Origin of the sequence: Methanosarcina horonobensis HB-1 = JCM 15518, from assembly GCF_000970285.1 — an archaeon.
GTDB lineage: Archaea > Halobacteriota > Methanosarcinia > Methanosarcinales > Methanosarcinaceae > Methanosarcina > Methanosarcina horonobensis.
Window position 1 is genome coordinate 1,540,675 of record NZ_CP009516.1, and the last position, 18,148, is coordinate 1,558,822.

At 40.3% G+C, this 18,148-nt stretch carries 19 protein-coding genes and 1 tRNA gene; 10 read left to right on the top strand and 10 right to left on the bottom strand.

What is annotated here, in order from left to right; all coding sequences use genetic code 11:
• Positions 1-27: 27 nt before the first annotated feature.
• Positions 28-2,553 carry a magnesium-translocating P-type ATPase gene (gene mgtA, locus MSHOH_RS06860; RefSeq protein WP_158024069.1) on the bottom strand — a complete coding sequence of 842 codons (2,526 nt, stop codon included), beginning with the start codon at positions 2,551-2,553 and terminating at the stop codon, positions 28-30.
• 24 nt (positions 2,554-2,577) lie between these two features.
• Entirely contained in the window at positions 2,578-3,720 is a 1,143-nt protein-coding gene (locus MSHOH_RS06865) for a hypothetical protein (protein WP_048138397.1), read from the bottom strand.
• Between the two features lie 213 nt (positions 3,721-3,933).
• Here MSHOH_RS06865 and MSHOH_RS06870 point away from each other — a divergent pair, with 213 nt between their 5' ends.
• Positions 3,934-4,851 (top strand): IS481 family transposase, encoded by a 918-nt coding sequence (locus MSHOH_RS06870; RefSeq protein ID WP_082089262.1) that lies wholly within the window; start codon positions 3,934-3,936, stop codon positions 4,849-4,851.
• Positions 4,852-5,310: 459 nt separating this feature from the next.
• Here MSHOH_RS06870 and MSHOH_RS06875 read toward each other — a convergent pair.
• Positions 5,311-5,382, bottom strand: a tRNA-Gly gene (locus MSHOH_RS06875).
• A gap of 456 nt (positions 5,383-5,838) precedes the next feature.
• Here MSHOH_RS06875 and MSHOH_RS06880 point away from each other — a divergent pair.
• Positions 5,839-6,204, top strand: coding sequence for a hypothetical protein (locus tag MSHOH_RS06880; protein WP_158024070.1), 366 nt, complete (start codon positions 5,839-5,841; stop codon positions 6,202-6,204).
• 100 nt (positions 6,205-6,304) lie between these two features.
• On the opposite strand, the gene MSHOH_RS06885 is transcribed toward MSHOH_RS06880, so the two are convergent.
• A complete protein-coding gene (locus MSHOH_RS06885; RefSeq protein ID WP_048138403.1) occupies positions 6,305-6,622 on the bottom strand; it encodes a hypothetical protein in 318 nt (105 codons plus the stop codon).
• On the bottom strand, positions 6,615-6,767 hold the full coding sequence (locus MSHOH_RS23535) for a hypothetical protein (RefSeq protein ID WP_158024071.1): 153 nt from the start codon (positions 6,765-6,767) through the stop codon (positions 6,615-6,617). The genes MSHOH_RS06885 and MSHOH_RS23535 overlap by 8 nt, the downstream gene beginning before the upstream one ends.
• A gap of 1,086 nt (positions 6,768-7,853) precedes the next feature.
• Between MSHOH_RS23535 and MSHOH_RS06895 the strand changes: the two genes are divergently transcribed.
• Complete coding sequence (locus MSHOH_RS06895) at positions 7,854-9,191, top strand: DHH family phosphoesterase (protein ID WP_048138407.1); 1,338 nt, start codon at positions 7,854-7,856, stop codon at positions 9,189-9,191.
• Positions 9,192-9,355: 164 nt separating this feature from the next.
• Positions 9,356-9,595: a KEOPS complex subunit Pcc1 gene (locus tag MSHOH_RS06900; protein WP_048138409.1), complete on the top strand. Its 240-nt coding sequence runs from the start codon at positions 9,356-9,358 to the stop codon at positions 9,593-9,595.
• Between the two features lie 85 nt (positions 9,596-9,680).
• On the opposite strand, the gene MSHOH_RS06905 is transcribed toward MSHOH_RS06900, so the two are convergent.
• On the bottom strand, positions 9,681-11,888 hold the full coding sequence (locus MSHOH_RS06905) for a lectin like domain-containing protein (protein WP_048138411.1): 2,208 nt from the start codon (positions 11,886-11,888) through the stop codon (positions 9,681-9,683).
• 604 nt (positions 11,889-12,492) lie between these two features.
• Between MSHOH_RS06905 and MSHOH_RS06910 the strand changes: the two genes are divergently transcribed.
• The 6 genes from MSHOH_RS06910 to MSHOH_RS22655 all read left to right on the top strand — a co-directional run bounded on the left by MSHOH_RS06910 (position 12,493) and on the right by MSHOH_RS22655 (position 15,390).
• Positions 12,493-12,762, top strand: a complete 270-nt coding sequence (locus MSHOH_RS06910) for a demethoxyubiquinone hydroxylase family protein (protein WP_048143257.1) — start codon at positions 12,493-12,495, stop codon at positions 12,760-12,762.
• 205 nt (positions 12,763-12,967) lie between these two features.
• Positions 12,968-13,426, top strand: a complete 459-nt coding sequence (locus tag MSHOH_RS06915) for a DNA polymerase ligase N-terminal domain-containing protein (RefSeq protein ID WP_048138413.1) — start codon at positions 12,968-12,970, stop codon at positions 13,424-13,426.
• Between the two features lie 294 nt (positions 13,427-13,720).
• A complete protein-coding gene (locus MSHOH_RS06920) occupies positions 13,721-14,092 on the top strand; it encodes an STAS-like domain-containing protein (protein WP_048138415.1) in 372 nt (123 codons plus the stop codon).
• Positions 14,085-14,708, top strand: a complete 624-nt coding sequence (locus MSHOH_RS06925) for a type II toxin-antitoxin system VapC family toxin (RefSeq protein ID WP_048138417.1) — start codon at positions 14,085-14,087, stop codon at positions 14,706-14,708. Before MSHOH_RS06920 ends, MSHOH_RS06925 begins: the two co-directional genes overlap by 8 nt.
• 273 nt (positions 14,709-14,981) lie before the next feature.
• Positions 14,982-15,227, top strand: a complete 246-nt coding sequence (locus tag MSHOH_RS06930; RefSeq protein ID WP_048138418.1) for a type II toxin-antitoxin system HicB family antitoxin — start codon at positions 14,982-14,984, stop codon at positions 15,225-15,227.
• Positions 15,196-15,390, top strand: a complete 195-nt coding sequence (locus MSHOH_RS22655) for a type II toxin-antitoxin system HicA family toxin (RefSeq protein ID WP_082089264.1) — start codon at positions 15,196-15,198, stop codon at positions 15,388-15,390. Before MSHOH_RS06930 ends, MSHOH_RS22655 begins: the two co-directional genes overlap by 32 nt.
• Positions 15,391-15,488: 98 nt before the next feature.
• Here the strand turns inward: MSHOH_RS22655 and MSHOH_RS06935 are convergent, their stop codons facing one another.
• The 4 genes from MSHOH_RS06935 to MSHOH_RS06950 all read right to left on the bottom strand — a co-directional run bounded on the left by MSHOH_RS06935 (position 15,489) and on the right by MSHOH_RS06950 (position 18,075).
• Positions 15,489-15,860 (bottom strand): DUF2283 domain-containing protein, encoded by a 372-nt coding sequence (locus tag MSHOH_RS06935; protein WP_048138420.1) that lies wholly within the window; start codon positions 15,858-15,860, stop codon positions 15,489-15,491.
• A gap of 88 nt (positions 15,861-15,948) precedes the next feature.
• The gene (locus MSHOH_RS06940; RefSeq protein WP_048138422.1) at positions 15,949-16,575 is read right to left on the bottom strand and encodes an ATP-binding protein; all 627 of its coding nucleotides are present in this window, start codon (positions 16,573-16,575) and stop codon (positions 15,949-15,951) included.
• Between the two features lie 6 nt (positions 16,576-16,581).
• On the bottom strand, positions 16,582-16,836 hold the full coding sequence (locus MSHOH_RS06945; RefSeq protein ID WP_048138424.1) for a hypothetical protein: 255 nt from the start codon (positions 16,834-16,836) through the stop codon (positions 16,582-16,584).
• Between the two features lie 552 nt (positions 16,837-17,388).
• Positions 17,389-18,075 (bottom strand): hypothetical protein, encoded by a 687-nt coding sequence (locus MSHOH_RS06950; RefSeq protein ID WP_048138426.1) that lies wholly within the window; start codon positions 18,073-18,075, stop codon positions 17,389-17,391.
• Between the last annotated feature and the right edge of the window lie 73 nt (positions 18,076-18,148).

Consider the following 18,148-nt stretch of genomic DNA (forward strand, 5'->3'; position numbering starts at 1 on the left):
AAGCAAAAGTTCATTTGGAAAAATATTTTAAAGTTGTACCTTCCTGTAAAATATTCTTTTTACCGCTTCAGCTGTGAGTACATACAGCCCTATAATGGCACCAATAATTACAATAACTGAAAGAGGGAGGGGTTTGAAGCCAAAGGGGGCTGCAAGCGGAGTTAGTGGGAAACTGAGAGTAAAGACTCCAATAAGCAGGGTAGCTGTCAGCAGGTATTTCCCGGGTCTGCTCCTGAAAAAAGGTTTTCTGCTCCGGACCACCAGTACAATCATTGATGCTGAGATTACGGACTCTATGAACCAGCCTGTCCTGAACTCTTCTGTCAGTCCGGGTAAAAGAAAGAGCAGAGTGCCAAAGGTAAGGTAATCGAATACCGAACTTGTGATCCCAAACACTACCATAAATTTGCGGATAAAAGCTATATCCCAGCTGTGCGGTCTTTCTACCATTTCTTTGTCTACAGTATCTGTAGCTATTGTCATCTCAGGAAAGTCCGTCAGCAAATTTGTTAGCAGGATTTGTTTTGGCAGGAGAGGGAGAAATGGCAGAAAAAGAGATGCTCCTGCCATACTGAACATATTTCCGAAGTTCGCACTTGTAGCCATGAAGATATATTTCAGGGTATTGGCAAATGTTCTCCTCCCTTCTTTTACTCCTTCTATGAGTGCGTTAAGGTCTTTTTCAAGAAGAACAATATCTGCAGCTTCTTTAGCAACATCTGCAGCAGTATCAACAGAAATTCCCACATCTGCAGCATGGAGGGCTGAAGCGTCATTTATCCCGTCTCCTATATACCCGACTACGTTTTTGCTTTTCCTGAGTGCAAGAATTATTCTCTCTTTCTGGTTCGGTTCCACTTCAGCAAAGACATCAGCATCATTTACTCGCTTTATCAGGGCTTCATCACTTATCTGATATAGCTCGCTTCCGGTAATGACTGATACGTTCTTTATTCCAATCTCCCGGCTGATGCTTGCAGCTACCAGCCTGTTGTCTCCTGTAATGACTTTAAGGGAAATTCCCAGATTTTCCATCTCTTTTAATGTCTCTGCAATTCCTGCTTTTGGAAGGTCGTAAAAGAAGAGGAACCCTAGAAAAGTCATGTCGTTTTCCTGTTCTTTACTGATAACTGCCTGTTGTCCGATCTTCCTGTATGCAAGCCCCAGAGTTCGAAGCCCTTTTCCGCTGAACTCTTCAAACTGCTGCTCGATTTTTTCTTTTAAATCGGAAATTCTCACAGTTTTTTCCCCTTCCGTCTCAGCCGAGGAACAGACTGCAAGAACATCTGCTAGTGCACCTTTAGTGATCATAAGGTTCGTGCTGTCAGTTGAAACAAGTATGCTCAGCTTTTTATGCACGAAGTCATAAGGTATTTCGTCCAGTTTTCCGTATTTGGAAAGGTCAAACCTGTTCTGTGTAAGGATTGCCCTGTCTATCGGATTTTCAAAACCTTTTTGATAATAGGCATTAAGACAGGCATAAAGGAGGACTTTTTCACTTTTGTTTCCGCTGAGGTCCTGGTAAGATTGTAGCTGTAATTCTCCTTCTGTCAGAGTCCCGGTCTTGTCCGAGCAGAGCAGGTTCATACTGCCCAGGTTTTCAATGGATGTAAGCCGTTTGACAATTACTCTCTTCTGCGCCATTTCCCTTGCGCCGTGGGAAAGGTTGACACTTATGATTGCAGGCAGCAACTGAGGTGTCAGCCCCACGGCGAGAGCAAGGGAGAAAAGAATAGAATCAAGTACAGGACGCTGGAGATACACATTGATTGCAAAAATTGCTGTCACCATTATCATGGTGATTTCCATAAGAAAATGTCCAAAGTGCGTAATTCCTTTTTCAAATTCTGTTTCCGGCGGCCCGAGCTTTAATCTTGCAGATATTTTTCCGAATTCGGTTTCTTTTCCGGTGAAAACTGCTACTGCTTTCCCACTCCCGCTGACAACGCTTGTTCCCATCCAGAGGGAATTCTTACGCTTTCCAAGAGGAGTGTCTGCTTTCAGTACGCCTGTTTCTTTTTCTGCAGGATATGTCTCTCCTGTGAGAGTGGCTTCGCTTACAAAGAGGTTTTTTGATTCAAGAATCAGGCAGTCCGCAGGAATTATGTCTCCCGAACTGAGGAGTATTATATCTCCGGGTACTACCTCTTCTATCGGGACTTCCTTTTTCTCACCGTCTCTGAGCACTGTTGCTCTTATCTGTACTGTTGCCATCAATTTCTCAAAAGCATCAGCAGCCCCTTTTTCCTGCCAGAATCCAAGAAGGCTGCTGATCAGAATAATGGTTACGATAATAACCGTATCCGTTGGGTCGTGAAGGAAAAAGGATACTACTGCTGCAAAAAGGAGAATAAGGGTAATGGGACTTTTAAACTGGGAAAGCAGTATTTTTAAAGAATCCAATCTTTTTTTAGGTTTTAAAATGTTAGCCCCATAAGTTGTAAGACGTTCTTCACTTTCGGGACTTTTCAGGCCTTCGGCACCTGTCTGGAGTTCCTGTAATATCTCTGATGCGGGAACACTCCAGAAAGCAGGCTCTCTTTCCGTATGCACCGGCAGTAGCTCCTGAGTTCCTGTTTAGATTTGCCGGGTATCACTAACTCCCAGGATGCCTACGAGTTCCACACCTTCGGGTCCTATGGATGAGAGTTCCCTTGAAGCTTCAGATTTCGAAATGTATTTTTCGGTCCGTACGCTTCCAGGCTCCTCCATCTTAATTGTAATCTCCCCTTTAGTATATCCTCTGTCAATGCATTCCCTTACAAGCTCCCCGTATATACTCGCTATAAGCTTCAGGCAGTCAAAGAGCATGTTCTCTTCAACGGCATTTTTGCCGTCTATCTGGATTAGCCTGAGTCCTTTGAATACTACCGAAGCTGTAAAAAAGTCTTTGACTTTTTTCATGAACATGTACAGGTTGTCTCTGTCTATTGCAGGAGCCAGTTTTTCATCGCCTGTTATTTCATGGTCTCCGTGCATGACCAGAAAAGTCCTGTCATCCGCAGAAATTATGAACCTGTTCTCTGCATCTTTATCTTCAAGGACCACTCTTGTATTGTTTTTCCCAGATTCGATATTTGTAATATGGAAACCTGATACATCCATCTTTTTAACTTTTCCTTCTTTGGAGAGAAATCCGCTTTTTGACCTTACAGGAAGGATAAGCTTTTGAAGATCTTCAACTTTTAGCGTGTCCTGTATAAAATTCAGTCCAAACTCATATCTCATGTTATCAACTGAGCTTACCTGCCATCCTTTTAGTTTTCTGTCTTCGGTTGAAGCATAGTAGGTATCTTCGGCACCATAGATACAGTTCTCAAAAAAAGGGCTGAGAGTTGAGAGTACTCTGTCTTCAAGCTGCCTTACTTCTATAAGTGTCAGTCTGTTTTGCCTATCAATGTCTTCTAGTCTTTCATTCTTCTTCAACAGGGCTATAGATGCACAGGTCTCAATTGTCTTGGATTTGATTTCAAGGATCTCTTCGGATTCGGTCCCTCGTACACGTTCTTCTATATAGTCGGTAACTTCTTTCTGGAACTTCTCTATCTCATCGATCCTCTGCTGAGAAAGGGCCGTTTCATTTATATTCCCCTGTTTTATTTCTATAATCGATTTTTCAAGAGGTATCGTTTCCTGTGAAACCCTTATGAAATCTTGCAGATCCTGGATAAAGTCCCTCTGGACAGGAAGTTCTGTAGAGTCCTGAAAGGTGTATTTCATTTTATATTCCTCCCCTGTAGAAAAAACGTCTTTTGTTAAATTATGTTTTCTATGTTTAAATGTATATTCGTACACTTTTTTATGATGAATAAATAACTCATTTAAGTCAGCAAAAGTCAACAATATATCTTCTTCAATTCAATAACATAATTCTTTTGTTTTATCCCGAAATTATTTCGCGCTAACTATGTTGGTTGCAATCCCTTATCTATCGTGAAACTTAACGGGAAAAAGATACGTTGGATCATTGCTCAAAAGTTGAAAGGAGAATCTACCTCGACGATAGCTGAGATCCAGGGGATCTCAGCTCGTCGAGTTCAGCAGATATATAAAGAATACGTTGACATTGATCAGCTTCCTCAAGTTGGTAATAATCTTGGAAGGCCACGTAAACAGTTATCCTCCGACGATAAGGAGATAATTGACCAAACTTACTCAGATTATAAGTTTGGAGCCTGTTATCTTGAAATTCTCATAGAAGGCAAGTATAATCGTAAAATATCTCATAACAGAATCCATAACTATCTACTCAGTATGAACCTTGCCAAGGAAAACCGAAAAAAGAAACAGAGAAGAAAATGGTGTAGATACGAACGTGAACATAGTATGTCTGCTGCACATATCGATTGGCATGAAAACCCTCTATTAGGGTTGCAAGTCTGTGCCATTCTTGATGATTCATCAAGAATGGTAATTGCAGGAGGAGAGTATGCTCATTGCAACACGGAAAACACCATTAAAGTGATCGATGAACTTGTCAGAGAGTACTGGGATATATGCCCTTTAAGGGAGCTCATCATGGATCATGGAAGTGAATTCGGAGCGCACAGGATTAATGAGGATGGTTCATGGGAAAGTGAATTTAAAACGAGAATTAGAGAACTTGGGATTAAACCAATACTTGCAAGGGTCAGACATCCTCAAACAAACGGAAAAATAGAGAAATGGTTCGATACATATCAGAGGTTTAGAGGAGAGTTTCAATCGTTCGAGGAATTCGTTCAATTGTATAACCAGAGACCTCATGGAGCTTTGAAACTTGAACAATTAGAATCACCACAAGATGCATTCTGGAACAGACTCCCAATTGAGGCAAAATTCAGAATAGGAACGAGATTGTTTGGGCTGTGAAAATATGGACAAAAGGAAAAAAGTTTCAAAGCGAAATTATTTCAGGATAAAACAATAACATAATTCTTTCAATTAATATTTTTTAGTTATCCTGAGGAATTTTTTAAAATACTGAATGATTTCTTTTCTTACTATTTTTTATATATTCCTCAATACTATTCGTGTATTGCTAACTTCTATCTATTTTAGCAGAACAACAGATGCAATTGAAAAAAGAGAAAACGCAGATTCTGTGTTGCTTCGGGGAATAGATCTGAGTAAGTCTCAGCTACAGCGAAATATCGGTAAGTAAAAGCCAACTAAAAAACATCAAAAAGAAATACAAAAGATTAGCAAAAAGAAGAAACAGACACCCTGTTAAAGAAGGCCGATACGGTTATTTTATAAACTTATTTCATAAAATGAGCTCGTCATAAAGTAAGTTCATTTCTAAAGGAGTAAGTTCATTTCTAAAGGATATACACCAGCCGGGATTCGAACCCGGGTTCGAGCGTTGGCAACGCCCGGTGATGACCGCTACACTACTGATGTGCGAGGCTGGCAGGGCGCCCTGCCGCGTTTCTAACTATATACTTTCTTATTAATTAAGTTGACCCCTGGAGAGTTTTTGCATGAGTTCAGAGAGAAATTAACTTAATTTCAGGTATGCTGGAGTTTTTACCTTTTTTGGACCTGCTTTTTTCGCTTTTACTTCTTTCTTTTATTTTTCTTACTATTCTACTTTCCTTGCCCCTTCTTTTTTCTTTATATATTTTTTTCTGCTTGATTTTCTCTTATTTAATTTATTTTTATACACTTTTCCGGGTATTATGTTTTATAATATTTTGCCGAATTTCTTATTTATGGTCATTTATTTTCTTTTAAACTCAGAAATCAATAATTAAAGAAAAGTCTCTACTTATATGGTCATTAAGACAATGCTCAGATCTTGCCACAAAGGTGTAAACATGCACTGTTAAGGTGGTTAAACAACAAATAGGTGATAGAATGATAAACAACAAAGACACTGATGAAATGACAAAGATTGATAAAGCAGAAGCCACAAAAAATGCAAGTAGAGAAAACCACACAATTCGAAAAAGCAAAAGGGCAACAGTGAATGTAATAAAGAATTTACAAAAAACTGTTAAGATACTTAAAAAGCAAAAAAGTTCAATTGTACTTGTTAATGAATACGAGAATGCGATTGCAGTTCTAAATGATCGAGTTAAACTGACGTCTGGCAATTTTAATGCAGTTATCTCTGATATGCGTGAGACAATACAGTTAGAGCAGGCCTCTGAGAATCCAGATACTAAAAAAGTACGAAATTACCTAGATGCAATTGCAAAATTGGAAAGCGCATGTGTTTGAGGGCTAATGCCCTTACTCTCTATTTTTTTATCATATTATGCCTGGGAGTATGATATATTTTTTTCTCCCTTTTCTAAAAATAGGACAAAAAAGAAATAGATTATTTCTCTGCCTCAAGACATTCATGACAATTGCCAGAAACGTAAAGTTTCCCGCAAATTTCACATTTTGCTATGGATTTCACTTCAGGAAGATTATTAATAGCAACCATCAATTTACTCATTTGCTGGAGAGGTTCTTTCACATATTGGGGAGTGCTTGAAGTGTTGCCAATCTCTTTAATTACCTCGGCTCGCTTGGCTTCTAAGTCTTCCAATTTTGCCAGGAGTTTTTCAAGCTCCTTCTCCTGTGCACCTAGCTTTTCTTTGAACTTTCGAAGCTTCTCTGATCTTTCATCGTAGTCGTGTTCTTCAGTCATCCTTATTTACCTCCGAGGCTTCTGTCAATTCCACCAAGTCCTTTAATAGTTTCTCTTTCAGGTATTCCCTACGTTTAGGACATATATGTTTTGGTGCTGTCCGATCTTCTGCTTTTTTTGCCTTGCCTTTCCTCAATTCCGTCATGAATTATTCTGTGCAGCCCCTGTAAAACATCCCTTACCAGTTCCTTTTCTGTTAGGGTATCAGTCACCTCAAATCTTTATTACACGATGAAAACATAGAATTCGCAGAGCATTTTTTAAAGAGATTACATGTTAGAAACAAGATAGGTAGGATTATATTAAATAATCTCGAAGAAATTAAGAAACTACTATTTAATAGTGCCCTGTCTATGTGGAATGTGAAGAAAAGAACGAATATAAAGTCTACTATGACATCTCAGAGACGCAAGATCTCATTATTGTCCTTTGGCTACGTATATCGAGCCCTGCAAAGGTACGGTTATTAACATTATATCCTCAGAAAGTAAATAGAAGGTTGAATAAAAGTGGAAGAACAGTATGGGATAGACATTATTGACTATGACTATGAGAATGATAGTCTCATCTTTAACAGTAAGAACAGAGAATACGAATCTTCCATTGATCTTTAGGACTTTTAGCAAAAGAAAGCTGATTACAGTTTTTACAGGTCTTTTCAATTGAAGGCCTGGCTTCCTTCTGTGGATATATGTCATTTTTCATTTGAAACTTGATGAAACTAATCAAGAAATCTCCAGAATAAGACCAGTTCCATCAAGATTTTTCGATAACTATTTTTAGATATACCCTTTGAATCAGGAAAATAGACGTATCGTGAAAATAGACATTTTTCATCCCGAATCGATGAGAAGGAAGTCCCTAAATCTTCTATCCCTTATCCCCCTTCTCCCTTTTTCTCTTCCCTTCCCTTTTCTCGACCCCTGCCTCCTTTTCTTTCATTTCCTCCCTTCCGGAAATGTAAACTTATAAAGTTTATCATTCTAAGACATTTTTTTATCTAATATATACTTGAAAATTACTTTTCGGCAAAAGAGAAGCCCTATCTGGTATCATAAATTAATAGAGAACAAAATAAAAACTTTATATTATCAAGCCAGTATAAACCGCATCTTTTGTGAGCTGGCACTAAATCTTATAATTGATTCGTGTAATATACTGATCTCTATAATATATTGGTCTCTGTACTGGTCTTCTCACTTTGATACTGAACTTTTATGAGTGATGGGTTTTGAGCGAAATTGAAAAACTGATAAACCTTGCAAAAAATGCAGCCGATAAAATCAGGAAGCATAACTTTGTGCGCGTAGTCTCTCATAATGATGCTGACGGGCTGACTTCAGCCGGGATTATGGCCCAGGCTCTGCTGAGGGCAGACATACCTTTCCAGCTCTCAATAGCGGCAAAGCTGGATGAGGCTGTGATCGAAGAAGTGAACAGAACCATCTCTCAGGGAGATCTTGTCATTTTTTGCGACATGGGCAGCGGGCAGCCGGAACTTATAGGGAAGGTGAAGGCTGATGTTGTGGTACTTGACCACCATCAGCCAGTAGGACAATCTCCTGCAAAAGCCGTGGTAAATGCTCATATGGTAGGAATCGACGGGGCAACGGATATATCGGCTTCAGGCACCTGCTATCTTGTAGCCAGGAAACTCGGGACAGGAAACATTGACCTTGCAGGGCTGGCAATTGCAGGTGCAGTTGGAGACAGGCAGCTTTTCCGGACTGCAAATGCCTTTATTCTGGAGGAAGCCTTAAAAGCGGGAGTTGTATCCGTCAGAAAGGGATTGAAAATAGGGGATGGAAACCTTGTGAACGTGCTTGCGTATAGCACTGAGCCTTTTCTTGATATAACCGGCTATCCTGAAAAAGCAGCAGAGTTCTTAAATCAGCTTGAGATCTCCGGAAATATTGAAGACCTGTCTGAGAGCGAACTATCAAAACTTGCCAGTGCCATTGCCCTGAAACTTGTCAGACAGGCCAGCCCCGAAGCAATTGAAGCCGTTATAGGAGAGTTTTTCCTGCTGAACAGGGAGCTTGTACATAATGTCTATGATTTCATTTCAATTCTCAATACCTGCGGGAAGCAAAAGGTTTACGGGCTTGCCCTGTCTCTCTGCCTTAAAGACTCCGGTATCCTTGACGAAGCCCTTTCCCTTACTAAAGAGCACGAAAAAAACCTTGCCCTGGATATCCGGGAAAGCGTGGAAAAAATCCGTAAAGGGGAGAATATCTGGTATATAAACACGGTTGAGGCAGTTTCTACAGGAAGCCTTGCAACGACCGTGGTCAGATATCTCCATCCCGAACTTCCTTTTATCTGTGTAAATGAATCCGAAGGAGTTCTGAAGGTTTCTGCCAGGGGTACCCGCGAGCTAGTCTCAAAAGGACTTGACCTTGCCTTTGCCCTTAGAGAAGCTGCAGGTGCAGTCGGCGGAAACGGAGGCGGGCATAGTGTCGCATCCGGAGCTTCAATTCCTATGGGAAGCACTGAGGAGTTCCTGAGCATTGCAGACAGGATAATAGGAGAACAGCTCAGAAAAAACACCGGTGGGAAGGCAAAGTAATCATATAAGATGAATGAAAATTACGCCTGAAATAAGCAGAAACGAAGCAGTGAAAATGAAGTAGTGAAAACCAAGCAGTAAAAACGAAGTGGTAAATAAGAATAAAGTAACAAAGTGAAAAAAACCGAAAGTGGAAATCAGCATAAAAACGTAGAGGTACATTTATGAAAATCACAGGCATAATTGAGTTTCCTGACCCTGAGTCAAGAAAGTCAGCGTCCAGAATCCTTAAAGCCCTTGCCCCGGACAACCTGAAGAGCATGGAAAGCGAGATAAGCGATGAAAGGGTTGCTGTGCGGTTTCATTCTGAGAAGATAGGCTCTCTTCTTGCAACTGTTGACGATTTTCTCATGAACGTTAAAATAGGAGAAGGTGTCGAACAGACACTGAAGAAAGAAAAATAAAAAGAGATTGCAGGAAGAGAAGAAACCAATAAATTGAGAATAAACGGGAAACATGTACTTGTTCCCCGGTTGTTAAATCTCTTTTTCAATTTGCAGATCCTTCACGCCAGAGTCTGATCAGTTGCATGAGCCTTTCGCCTGTCATCTCCACCTCTGTTTCAGGGACTGGAAGGCTGTTTTTATATATGTGTATTGCTTCTTGGAGCTCTTCTGTGCTTATGTTTTTTCCTTCCTGAGAGGTCGAATTGTCCCAGGGATTCCAATCAAGTACTGTCCAGTTCCAGGTATGTGTAACTTTTTCGCTTCCTGCTGCAGCAAGTACCGTAACGTTATATGTTCCTGGAGAGGGAGCACTGTTTGAGTATGAACTGTGTTTAACATTTGATTCTGTAAGTTTTTTCGTTCCATTGAGGTACCAGTTTACTGTAGTGTTATGATTTGTACTGATATTGAACTCCTGTAAGTCTCCTTCATAAGTTCCGACACTTCCTCCGGGATTTGCAGAGAGGATTGAGAGCGGGGTTACTGTTATGTAATGACTCTTTGTTTCTGAGTCGGAACCTATCCTGTTGCTGACATTTAGTGAAACAGTATAGTTCCCGTGCGAGGTATAGGTATATACCGGATTCTGGACTGTTGAATCTGTAATTCCGTCCCCGTTAAAATCCCATTCCCAGGAAAAGGCACCTGTAGATAGGCCCGTGAACTGAACTGTTAGAGGAGAAGCATAGCTGGTAATGTTTGAAGAGAAATCAGCTTCAGGAAGTTCATTAACAGTTGTGAAAGCTTTTATGCAGAGATTTGCTTCTGAGAACCCTGATTCTGTTGTTAAGTCTTGCCAGCTTGTTCCGTCCAGACTTACATAGCTCTCTCCGGAATCTGCCTGTGCCTGACTGCTGTAACCTAGTTTCTGATTCTCAATTGCAAGAGGGTATGTATAGGAAGGATTTCTGAACTTTATAACCACTGAGAATTTCTCTCCTGAAGTCAGGTTTACCGTAGAGTTCAGCAGGTGGGTATGGTATCCTCGGTACGAGCAGGTGCCACTTTCTTTTACAACAAAACCTTCTGCCGAATTAACTGGGCCGTTTGTCGGGTTTTTGTAAACATAGATCTCGTATACCGTATTAAGATCTGTAGTATAGAACCCTACTGCCTCCAGTTTTTCATTTCTCTCCGAGGAAAATACATTGCTACCCCAGGCAATCAAATTTTCAGGGTATCCTATCTCGTTTATCCACCCGAGCGGGTCATACTGGTAATTATAGTCAAAGTTGTCCTCCTCTGAAGCTGTAAAAACTGTATTTTCACCGTACCCGAATCTGGTATCATAGTAGGATATATAGAAGTACCCTCCATCTCCCCAGGATTCTCCCCAGCTATTTTTTACAATAAAAGCTCCGTCTCCGGATGGAACCTGTTTGAACCTGTTCCTGTCAAATGAGTCATTCCAACCTACAATGGTTATTGCATGATTGGCAGAACTTGAGCCTGTGTACCTATAGGTGTCATTTTTGTCCTGAAAATCCACTGAATTCCAGCATATTGTGGAGAACACAGCTCCGTAATCCATAAGCGCCCTTTTGATTACCTCATTGTCAAGAGATCCCGTTCTCTTTGGCAATACTAGTACTTCCTGAACGTGTTTTTGTAAGGGAAGTCCAAGAGGAGAATACTCCAGGGTATCACTATACGGGTCATCTGTTTCATTTACGGGCCCTGACCAGCGGGTAAGATATGCCATAGCCATTAACGAATTACCTCCATCATCGTCGGTAAGGTCAAAACCGTCTGGGTAGTTTTTTGTAACGAGATTTTTCATGTTATTCTCAGAAAAGTCTCTACTTTCTCCTTCTGTTCCCAGAATGTAAGATTCAAGGGATGCAATACTCGAAAAAGCCCAGCAGCTTCCTGTTTGTCCCTGGTTTTTTACAGGTGTAACCCGTCCTTCGGTGCGCAGGTCATAGGTCGAAGGGAGTTCGGAACCGGATGCTCTGAGCAAAAGCCTTGTTGCAGGTGTTGAAACTGCTGATATGTTTACAGGAGGGGGTGTATATCCGGGGCCTGAAATGTGCCCGTAATCAGAAGATGAAATAGGCTCCACGGAATCCGGCTGCTCGGGGTCCAGAAATTCGGGGTTCAGAGGAGCTATTTCAATCTCAGGTTCCGAAAGGGATGAATTGTTCAGAGGCGGTTCAAAATTTTCGGCACTTCCGACGACAGGATTAGGGCTAACGGATAGGCACGAAAATATAACTATAAGTGAAAGCAAAAGGGAGTTTCTTTTTTTCAAAAGTTCTCGTCCTCGGTTAGGATTGGTTTTAGTTCGCTGAAAGATAGTACGGAGTAACTGGCAAAGCAAGCATATCTCTGAATCTCAGTTCGTATACTGCTAATAACCGATGGCAGGCAGATCTCCAATAGCCATCAGTGTAATTAATATTCCCCAGTAAGCCCCTTTTTGAATATCAATTCTCATAGTAATTTTATGAAATTTATGTATAAGTCTTTTTCTAACAGAAAGAGTTTTTTGTTAAAATAATCAATATTTACACACTCAAAGGTCTCTTTTTATGGGACCGATTTTGAAACTTAGATCATGGGGACTGTGAATACACTTTTACTAAAGGAAATAGGCTGGCAGGTAGATAATAAGAATTAAGAATCAAAGTAAAATATTTTACTATGATTTAAATTTTATTCATTACAATTTATTTATTTTTGTTATGGGCGTGCCGACAAAATCATTTCTACCCGTGTATATCTTCTCTTTATCTTGTTCAGTTAGCATTAATGCTCACAGAGCTGTACACCTTATATGCAGGCCCCAATAGAAAGAGACATTAAGTATGCCTTTCTATATCTTTACAGGGTACAGTTACAGAGGGGGCAAAAACCTGTTTTCGGAAACACTTGCTGACCTTGAGAACATCAGCCAGAAAGACCTTGATAAGGAAATCCTGAGAGCTGCAATGATTGCAGAACTGGATGCTGTCAATCTTTATGAGCAGATGGCAAACCTTACAAAAAATGAAGAAATTCGTGCAATTCTTTTTGACATCGCAAGGCAGGAAAAAGTCCATGTAGCCATGTTTGAGACTGTGCTCCTGCAGACTGACAAGGAATTTTTAAAGATTTATGGAGATTATGCGCTTGCCAGAAAATGATAAAGGACATTTTAACATTTTAACGAGAAAAGCAGCCTAAAAGAAAAGCAGCAAGCAAACTTTTCTTTTAAATTTTTTATGATCCCCTTTGATCTCCTTTGATCTTTTTTATATATTTTCCAGTTACCTTCTTTATGAGCCTCTTTTCAAGCTTTTCCGCATAATCATTTATACCCGACGCTGCTATATTTTCTATTGATCTTCCATGCTTGAGGAATATGAGAAGAAAAGGGATTTTAGAAAGACCTCCGAACCCCCTGTTAGCCGGGAAGAAAAAAGTTCTGATAAACCTATTTTTGTAGTTCAGCGCCATGATGCAACCAACCTCCATTATGATTTTCGCCTGGAGATGGACGGCGTCCTAAAAAGCTGGGCAGTCCCCAAGGAGCCTCCGAAAAATGCCGGCACCAAAAGGCTTGCTATCGAGACCGAAGACCACCCTCTTGGATACGCAGATTTTGAGGGAGAAATTCCCGAAGGACAGTACGGAGCCGGCAGGGTTGAGATCTGGGACAGTGGTACATTTGAGCTTTTAAAACGTAACGAGAAAGAAATAATTGTAACGCTTCACGGGGAAGAACTTGAAGGGGACTATGTACTTATAAAGACAAAGTACGGAAAAGAGGATAAAGGGTGGTTATTTTTCAAGAAAAAAATCGATTAAGCCGATTGAAAAAATATTGCTGACAGAGGAACTAAGGAAGTAATAACTTAGATAACTTAGTCAACTGAAAATAAGTCAATTGAAGGTAAGTCAACTAAAGTAAGTCAACTGAAAGGTAAACCGACAAAGTTATTGAAGGTGACAGGAGAAGATGTTGAGAGGATATTTAGTTTAAGGCATTAGCAAAGAATAATCCGTAAGAATATTGATGAGTAGCTGGTAATAGCTGAGGAATTCTCAGCAGGTGTCCGGCTCAAAACCTTACTTCTTGATACATAGTGCGGGAGTGATAAAATGGGGAAGGCTACTGAAGAGAAGGTAAAAATAAAAATTATTGAAGCTGCAGGAATCAACTGCTGTGTTGCAGCCTGTGACGGGCAGAAAGTGCATGATAAAGTTGCAGATGCTTTCAGCAAAAACAGGAAAGTTGAGCTCTCATTTTCAGAGACTGACGAACTTACGCCTGCCTTTTTAAACGCGGCTGTGGGACAGCTTTACGGGACTTTCCAGGCTGCCCTGATTGAGAAAAATCTTTCTTTTACGGACCTTGACCCTGAAGATGAGGTAATCCTTAAGAGAGTGATGGAGCGGGCAAAAGGCTATTTTGAACATGCATATTCCTGCAGAAAGGCGCTCAGGGATGTGATAGGAGGCGAAGATGCCTAAGAGTGTCCACCGCGCAACGGTTTATCCGGTAAGGCGCAGTGTAAGGCTTCGTCCCGGAAAAACCCTTCCTGTAAAGCCGAGCCCGGCTCCTATCCATTCTGTAGAAACCTATGACTTTCCCCCAGAAAAAAGTTATTTCTTTGACACCAACATCTGGCTGTATATCTACGGCCCTATAGGCTGGCCTGACCAGAAGTCGGGCATATATTCCAGAGCTTTAAGAGAAATCCGGAACTCAAACGGTACGATCTATATAAACTGCATGATAATCTCTGAATTCATCAATGCCTTCTCAAGAATCGAGTTCAAGCAGCAGACCACTTATTCACATTTCAAGGAGTTCAGGAACTCGCTCAGCTTCCGCCCGGTTGCTGAAGATATTGCCTCAAACGTAAAAAAAATCCTCAGAAATACCCTTGCCTGCGACTCGGACTTAAAAGTCATAGACCTGCCTGAAATCATGCGCTTCTTCGAGCAAGGAAAATATGACTTTAATGACCTTCTCTTTGCAGAGATCTGCCGCGCCAAAGGCCTGATGTTTGTAACACATGATAAGGACTTCAGCGAACTCGGGGTCGAGATTTTGACTGCAAATGAAAAGCTGCTGCGCAGGTGAGCAGGGAGTTCAGGCTCCTTTCCCGGCTTCGGTCTGGCTTGAGGGATGGAGAGAAGTAGATTCTTTAATCCTATTTTAAATCAAAATTATTATCCTAATGTGGTTCATGAGTTGCTGTCTAATATATTTTAAACAATGACCTGCATCCCTCAAATGGTCTGAAAGTTTTAGTTTTCTATGATACATCTCATAGCAAAAAATCAACCCATATAAGAAATCCAGACCTTCTCCTGTAAAAGATATGTTTTATAGCACTGCGGAAATCTCTTAATTATGGAAGAAACGTACAGATTTTCAGCTGTAGTTCAGAAGGAAGGAAAATGGTATGTTTCCTGGTGTCCGGAGCTTGATATTGCAAGCCAGGGAGAAACAATTGAAGAAGCCATCGAGAACCTGAAGGAAGCACTTGAACTCTACCTTGAGGACGAAGATGCCCAGATCCCGGCTGCCGGACAGGTTTTTACTACAACGGTAGAGGTCTCTTCCCATGCTAAAACTTCCCACCCCGTCAGCTCGTGAAGTCATAAGGGCTCTCAGCAGCCAGGGATTTCAGGTTGTATCTCAGAGGGGCAGTCACATCAAAATGAAAAAGGTAGTTTTGACTGAAACGCATGTTGTTATTATTCCAGATCATTCAGAAATCCCTGCAGGAACCTTAAAGTCTGTTATTCGGCAAGCATGAATGACTGATGAAGAATAGCAGGCTCAAGTACTGGGTGAAATTACTACAGTGGAGTTCTCTGTTGACTAAATTGCCTTTGTTTTTTTCTGAAAAGTAAATTAACAGTTAAGCTCGATTCCCTGCGTGCTTATCGGAAGGTTCACGCTGTTCAGTCCGAGAGCATCAAGACCTTTATCAACCAGTTTATTTCCCTTATTGACGCTCATTTTCATTGTCAGCCTGATGTTTTCTTCGCTAACTTCTATGCGAGCTTCAAAGTATTTTATGTTCCTTAAATCCTCTTTTGCAAGGTTAAACCTATTTGAAGCATCAAGGATCTCAATAGCCATGATCTGGTTATCTTCACTAATATCAAGGATTATTCCGTCCAGATCTATTGAAGACCTGTACTTCTTGTTGCTTCCGTAAAAGAAAATGCTATCATTTTCGAAATCGTAATCGTACTTAGTTACCAGAGATTCTTGCCTCATCCGGCTTCCTCCTCTTTTTTTTGCATCATTTATATGCTATAGGATTATGCTATACGATCCTGCGTGAGTGAATAAAAGAAACACAGTTTTATTCTCTATCTTTTCTGGCTTCTTTGCCCAAAAATGCCTTCCCTTTAGTCGTCAGACGGTATTTCTGCTTACTGCTTTTGGGTTTTTCAGGAATCGTCATTTCAATGTAATCAAGTTCAAGAAGCCTTTTGATCTGTTTATTAAGCTCTTCTGATTCTGTTTTATGACCTAATCCAGATGCAAGTTCGGCTTTTCCAGCATCATTTTTCAGCAGAAGAATTATCACTTTAGTCGCAATCTGTGACTCTAGCCATGACTCTAGCCATGACTCAACTCTACCTGTAGTTAAGCCGTTTGTTCCAATTTTTATGGATTCCAGCAGATAGACAATAACTCTCACCCTCATACCCACTTCAATTATTTTAGGTTCAGGAAGACCAAGAGACTCTGCTTCTTTGAATATACGGGGGACTCCGCTGCCCCATTGCTCTACAAAGTCAAGTTCTCGGAAAACGCGGGCTATAATGCGGTTCCGCAATTTGGACACACCTTGGAGCATATCCTCCACAGTTAGGCCTGGAAGCAGGATCCCAGGATTCTCTATTTCGATACGGTCATCGAAAAAAGCGACCCTAATGGGAGCACCTTTCTGAGAGTAGTCAGCGTGGACAACAGCATTGATCACCGCCTCTCACAGTATCGTTAGAGGGATGCTCCAGATATCTTTACGTCTAAGTTCTGAAAAATCCGCTTCGCGCATGGCATGCTTTTTGAGGAACTCCATTGCCCTCTCAACTGCTACCGGCAGATGTTCATGGATCTCGATATGATCGAAAAGTAACATGCCACCAACTGTAGGAACTAGATGCCCCTGATGTCTGGCAACAAGACGCAGGGACTCGAGGTCTTTTTCTACAAGTTTCCGGTGACGTTCAAAACAGGACACTGCGGCTTCAGATATTCATTAGATTTTTGTGCGGCTTTGGTGCGGCTTTGATGCTGCTTATGCGGCTTTAGAGTGAGATTTTTGTTCCCTTAATAAATAGATGTAACTTTCTAAAAGTAGTCTCAGACTTCTTGCTTTTCGGCCCTGCTGATTATAGCAAATGTAGCTCTAAAACGATGTAGAGCATGAGATAAAATATTTTCATACAGATTATCAAAAAAAGAGAGTGTTTTAGGTATAAGTTAATTAGCTTTTTAAGAAGTCCATTACTTCCTTCTCGAATTTTCTATATCGAGAGACAGGAGGTTTGGACTTTTCATTTTTTTCAAATAAGGAATGTAACTTATTAATGGCAACAGAGTCTGATATATGTAAAGAGTTCTGTTCCAGATATCTTGAAGCCATATTAATCAATCCATTTAATTTTGTATTTATTATTTTTGAGTGTATAAATTATACTCGCTTCAAATAATGTTTTTAGTACTGCCCTGTCTATTTTCTTCTCACTACACTATAGTATAGTTATAATCCATATTAATTTATCTCATCCAATCACTCAGTGTTTAAATATTTAACTAACTGAATCCTTTCTACTTTGTCCTCTTGAATTTCGGACTGTAATTCTATGAAACCATTATTTTTGTGAAAACGCACGATGTAGTCAGCTCCTTTATTTGCTTCGAGCCAGACTATGTTTCCTCCCAGCATTTCCACACATTCGTAAACAATATTGACAGCTTCATCGAGCAGGTATTTCCCCTTAATATTATATTTAAACATATCATTTTTACCTAATTGGGCAATAAAATAAGAGGGAATTCCATCCTGATCCCTTAACAGATTCATATCCTTTTTTTGCTTTCGGGTTAATTTGTCCTGATCTACAGTCAATATTTTCAAAGCCAGCGCAAAAAATCCAAGAATATAGAAGTTTTCATTATCACTGTTCTTTCTATCAAGTATGAGATAAGACTTGCAAATTGACCTGACGGAAATTAACCCTTCAGGATCTAATTGAATGAACTGAATCAATTTCGGATACTTATAAACCCAGTATATTTCATTTTTAAACTCAAGGACTTTTCCCTCTAAATCCTCTTGTTGAAGATCATTTCCTATCTTGAAGTCATCAATCAATATCTTCTCAAGGTCAGAATAAGTATATTTTTCGTATCTGTAGAAGTACTTGACTGCCTGACTAAGAACGTTTTCGAAACCAAGGCAGATTTGTTTTCTCACCCAAAAACATCAGATCCTGAAAAATAATGACTTCAGACATACTGTACTAATTCTTATTATATTTTCCCTGCAA

What these genes read in the sequence shown, in the direction of transcription:
- MSHOH_RS06865 (WP_048138397.1), bottom strand. Translation starts at nt 3,720, where the DNA reads ATGAAATACACCTTTCAGGACTCTACAGAACTTCCTGTCCAGAGGGAC.
- MSHOH_RS06880 (WP_158024070.1), top strand. Translation starts at nt 5,839, where the DNA reads ATGATAAACAACAAAGACACTGATGAAATGACAAAGATTGATAAAGCA.
- MSHOH_RS06885 (WP_048138403.1), bottom strand. Translation starts at nt 6,622, where the DNA reads ATGACTGAAGAACACGACTACGATGAAAGATCAGAGAAGCTTCGAAAG.
- MSHOH_RS23535 (WP_158024071.1), bottom strand. Translation starts at nt 6,767, where the DNA reads ATGACGGAATTGAGGAAAGGCAAGGCAAAAAAAGCAGAAGATCGGACA.
- MSHOH_RS06900 (WP_048138409.1), top strand. Translation starts at nt 9,356, where the DNA reads ATGAAAATCACAGGCATAATTGAGTTTCCTGACCCTGAGTCAAGAAAG.
- MSHOH_RS06915 (WP_048138413.1), top strand. Translation starts at nt 12,968, where the DNA reads ATGCTTGAGGAATATGAGAAGAAAAGGGATTTTAGAAAGACCTCCGAA.
- MSHOH_RS06920 (WP_048138415.1), top strand. Translation starts at nt 13,721, where the DNA reads ATGGGGAAGGCTACTGAAGAGAAGGTAAAAATAAAAATTATTGAAGCT.
- MSHOH_RS06925 (WP_048138417.1), top strand. Translation starts at nt 14,085, where the DNA reads ATGCCTAAGAGTGTCCACCGCGCAACGGTTTATCCGGTAAGGCGCAGT.
- MSHOH_RS06930 (WP_048138418.1), top strand. Translation starts at nt 14,982, where the DNA reads ATGGAAGAAACGTACAGATTTTCAGCTGTAGTTCAGAAGGAAGGAAAA.
- MSHOH_RS22655 (WP_082089264.1), top strand. Translation starts at nt 15,196, where the DNA reads ATGCTAAAACTTCCCACCCCGTCAGCTCGTGAAGTCATAAGGGCTCTC.
- MSHOH_RS06935 (WP_048138420.1), bottom strand. Translation starts at nt 15,860, where the DNA reads ATGAGGCAAGAATCTCTGGTAACTAAGTACGATTACGATTTCGAAAAT.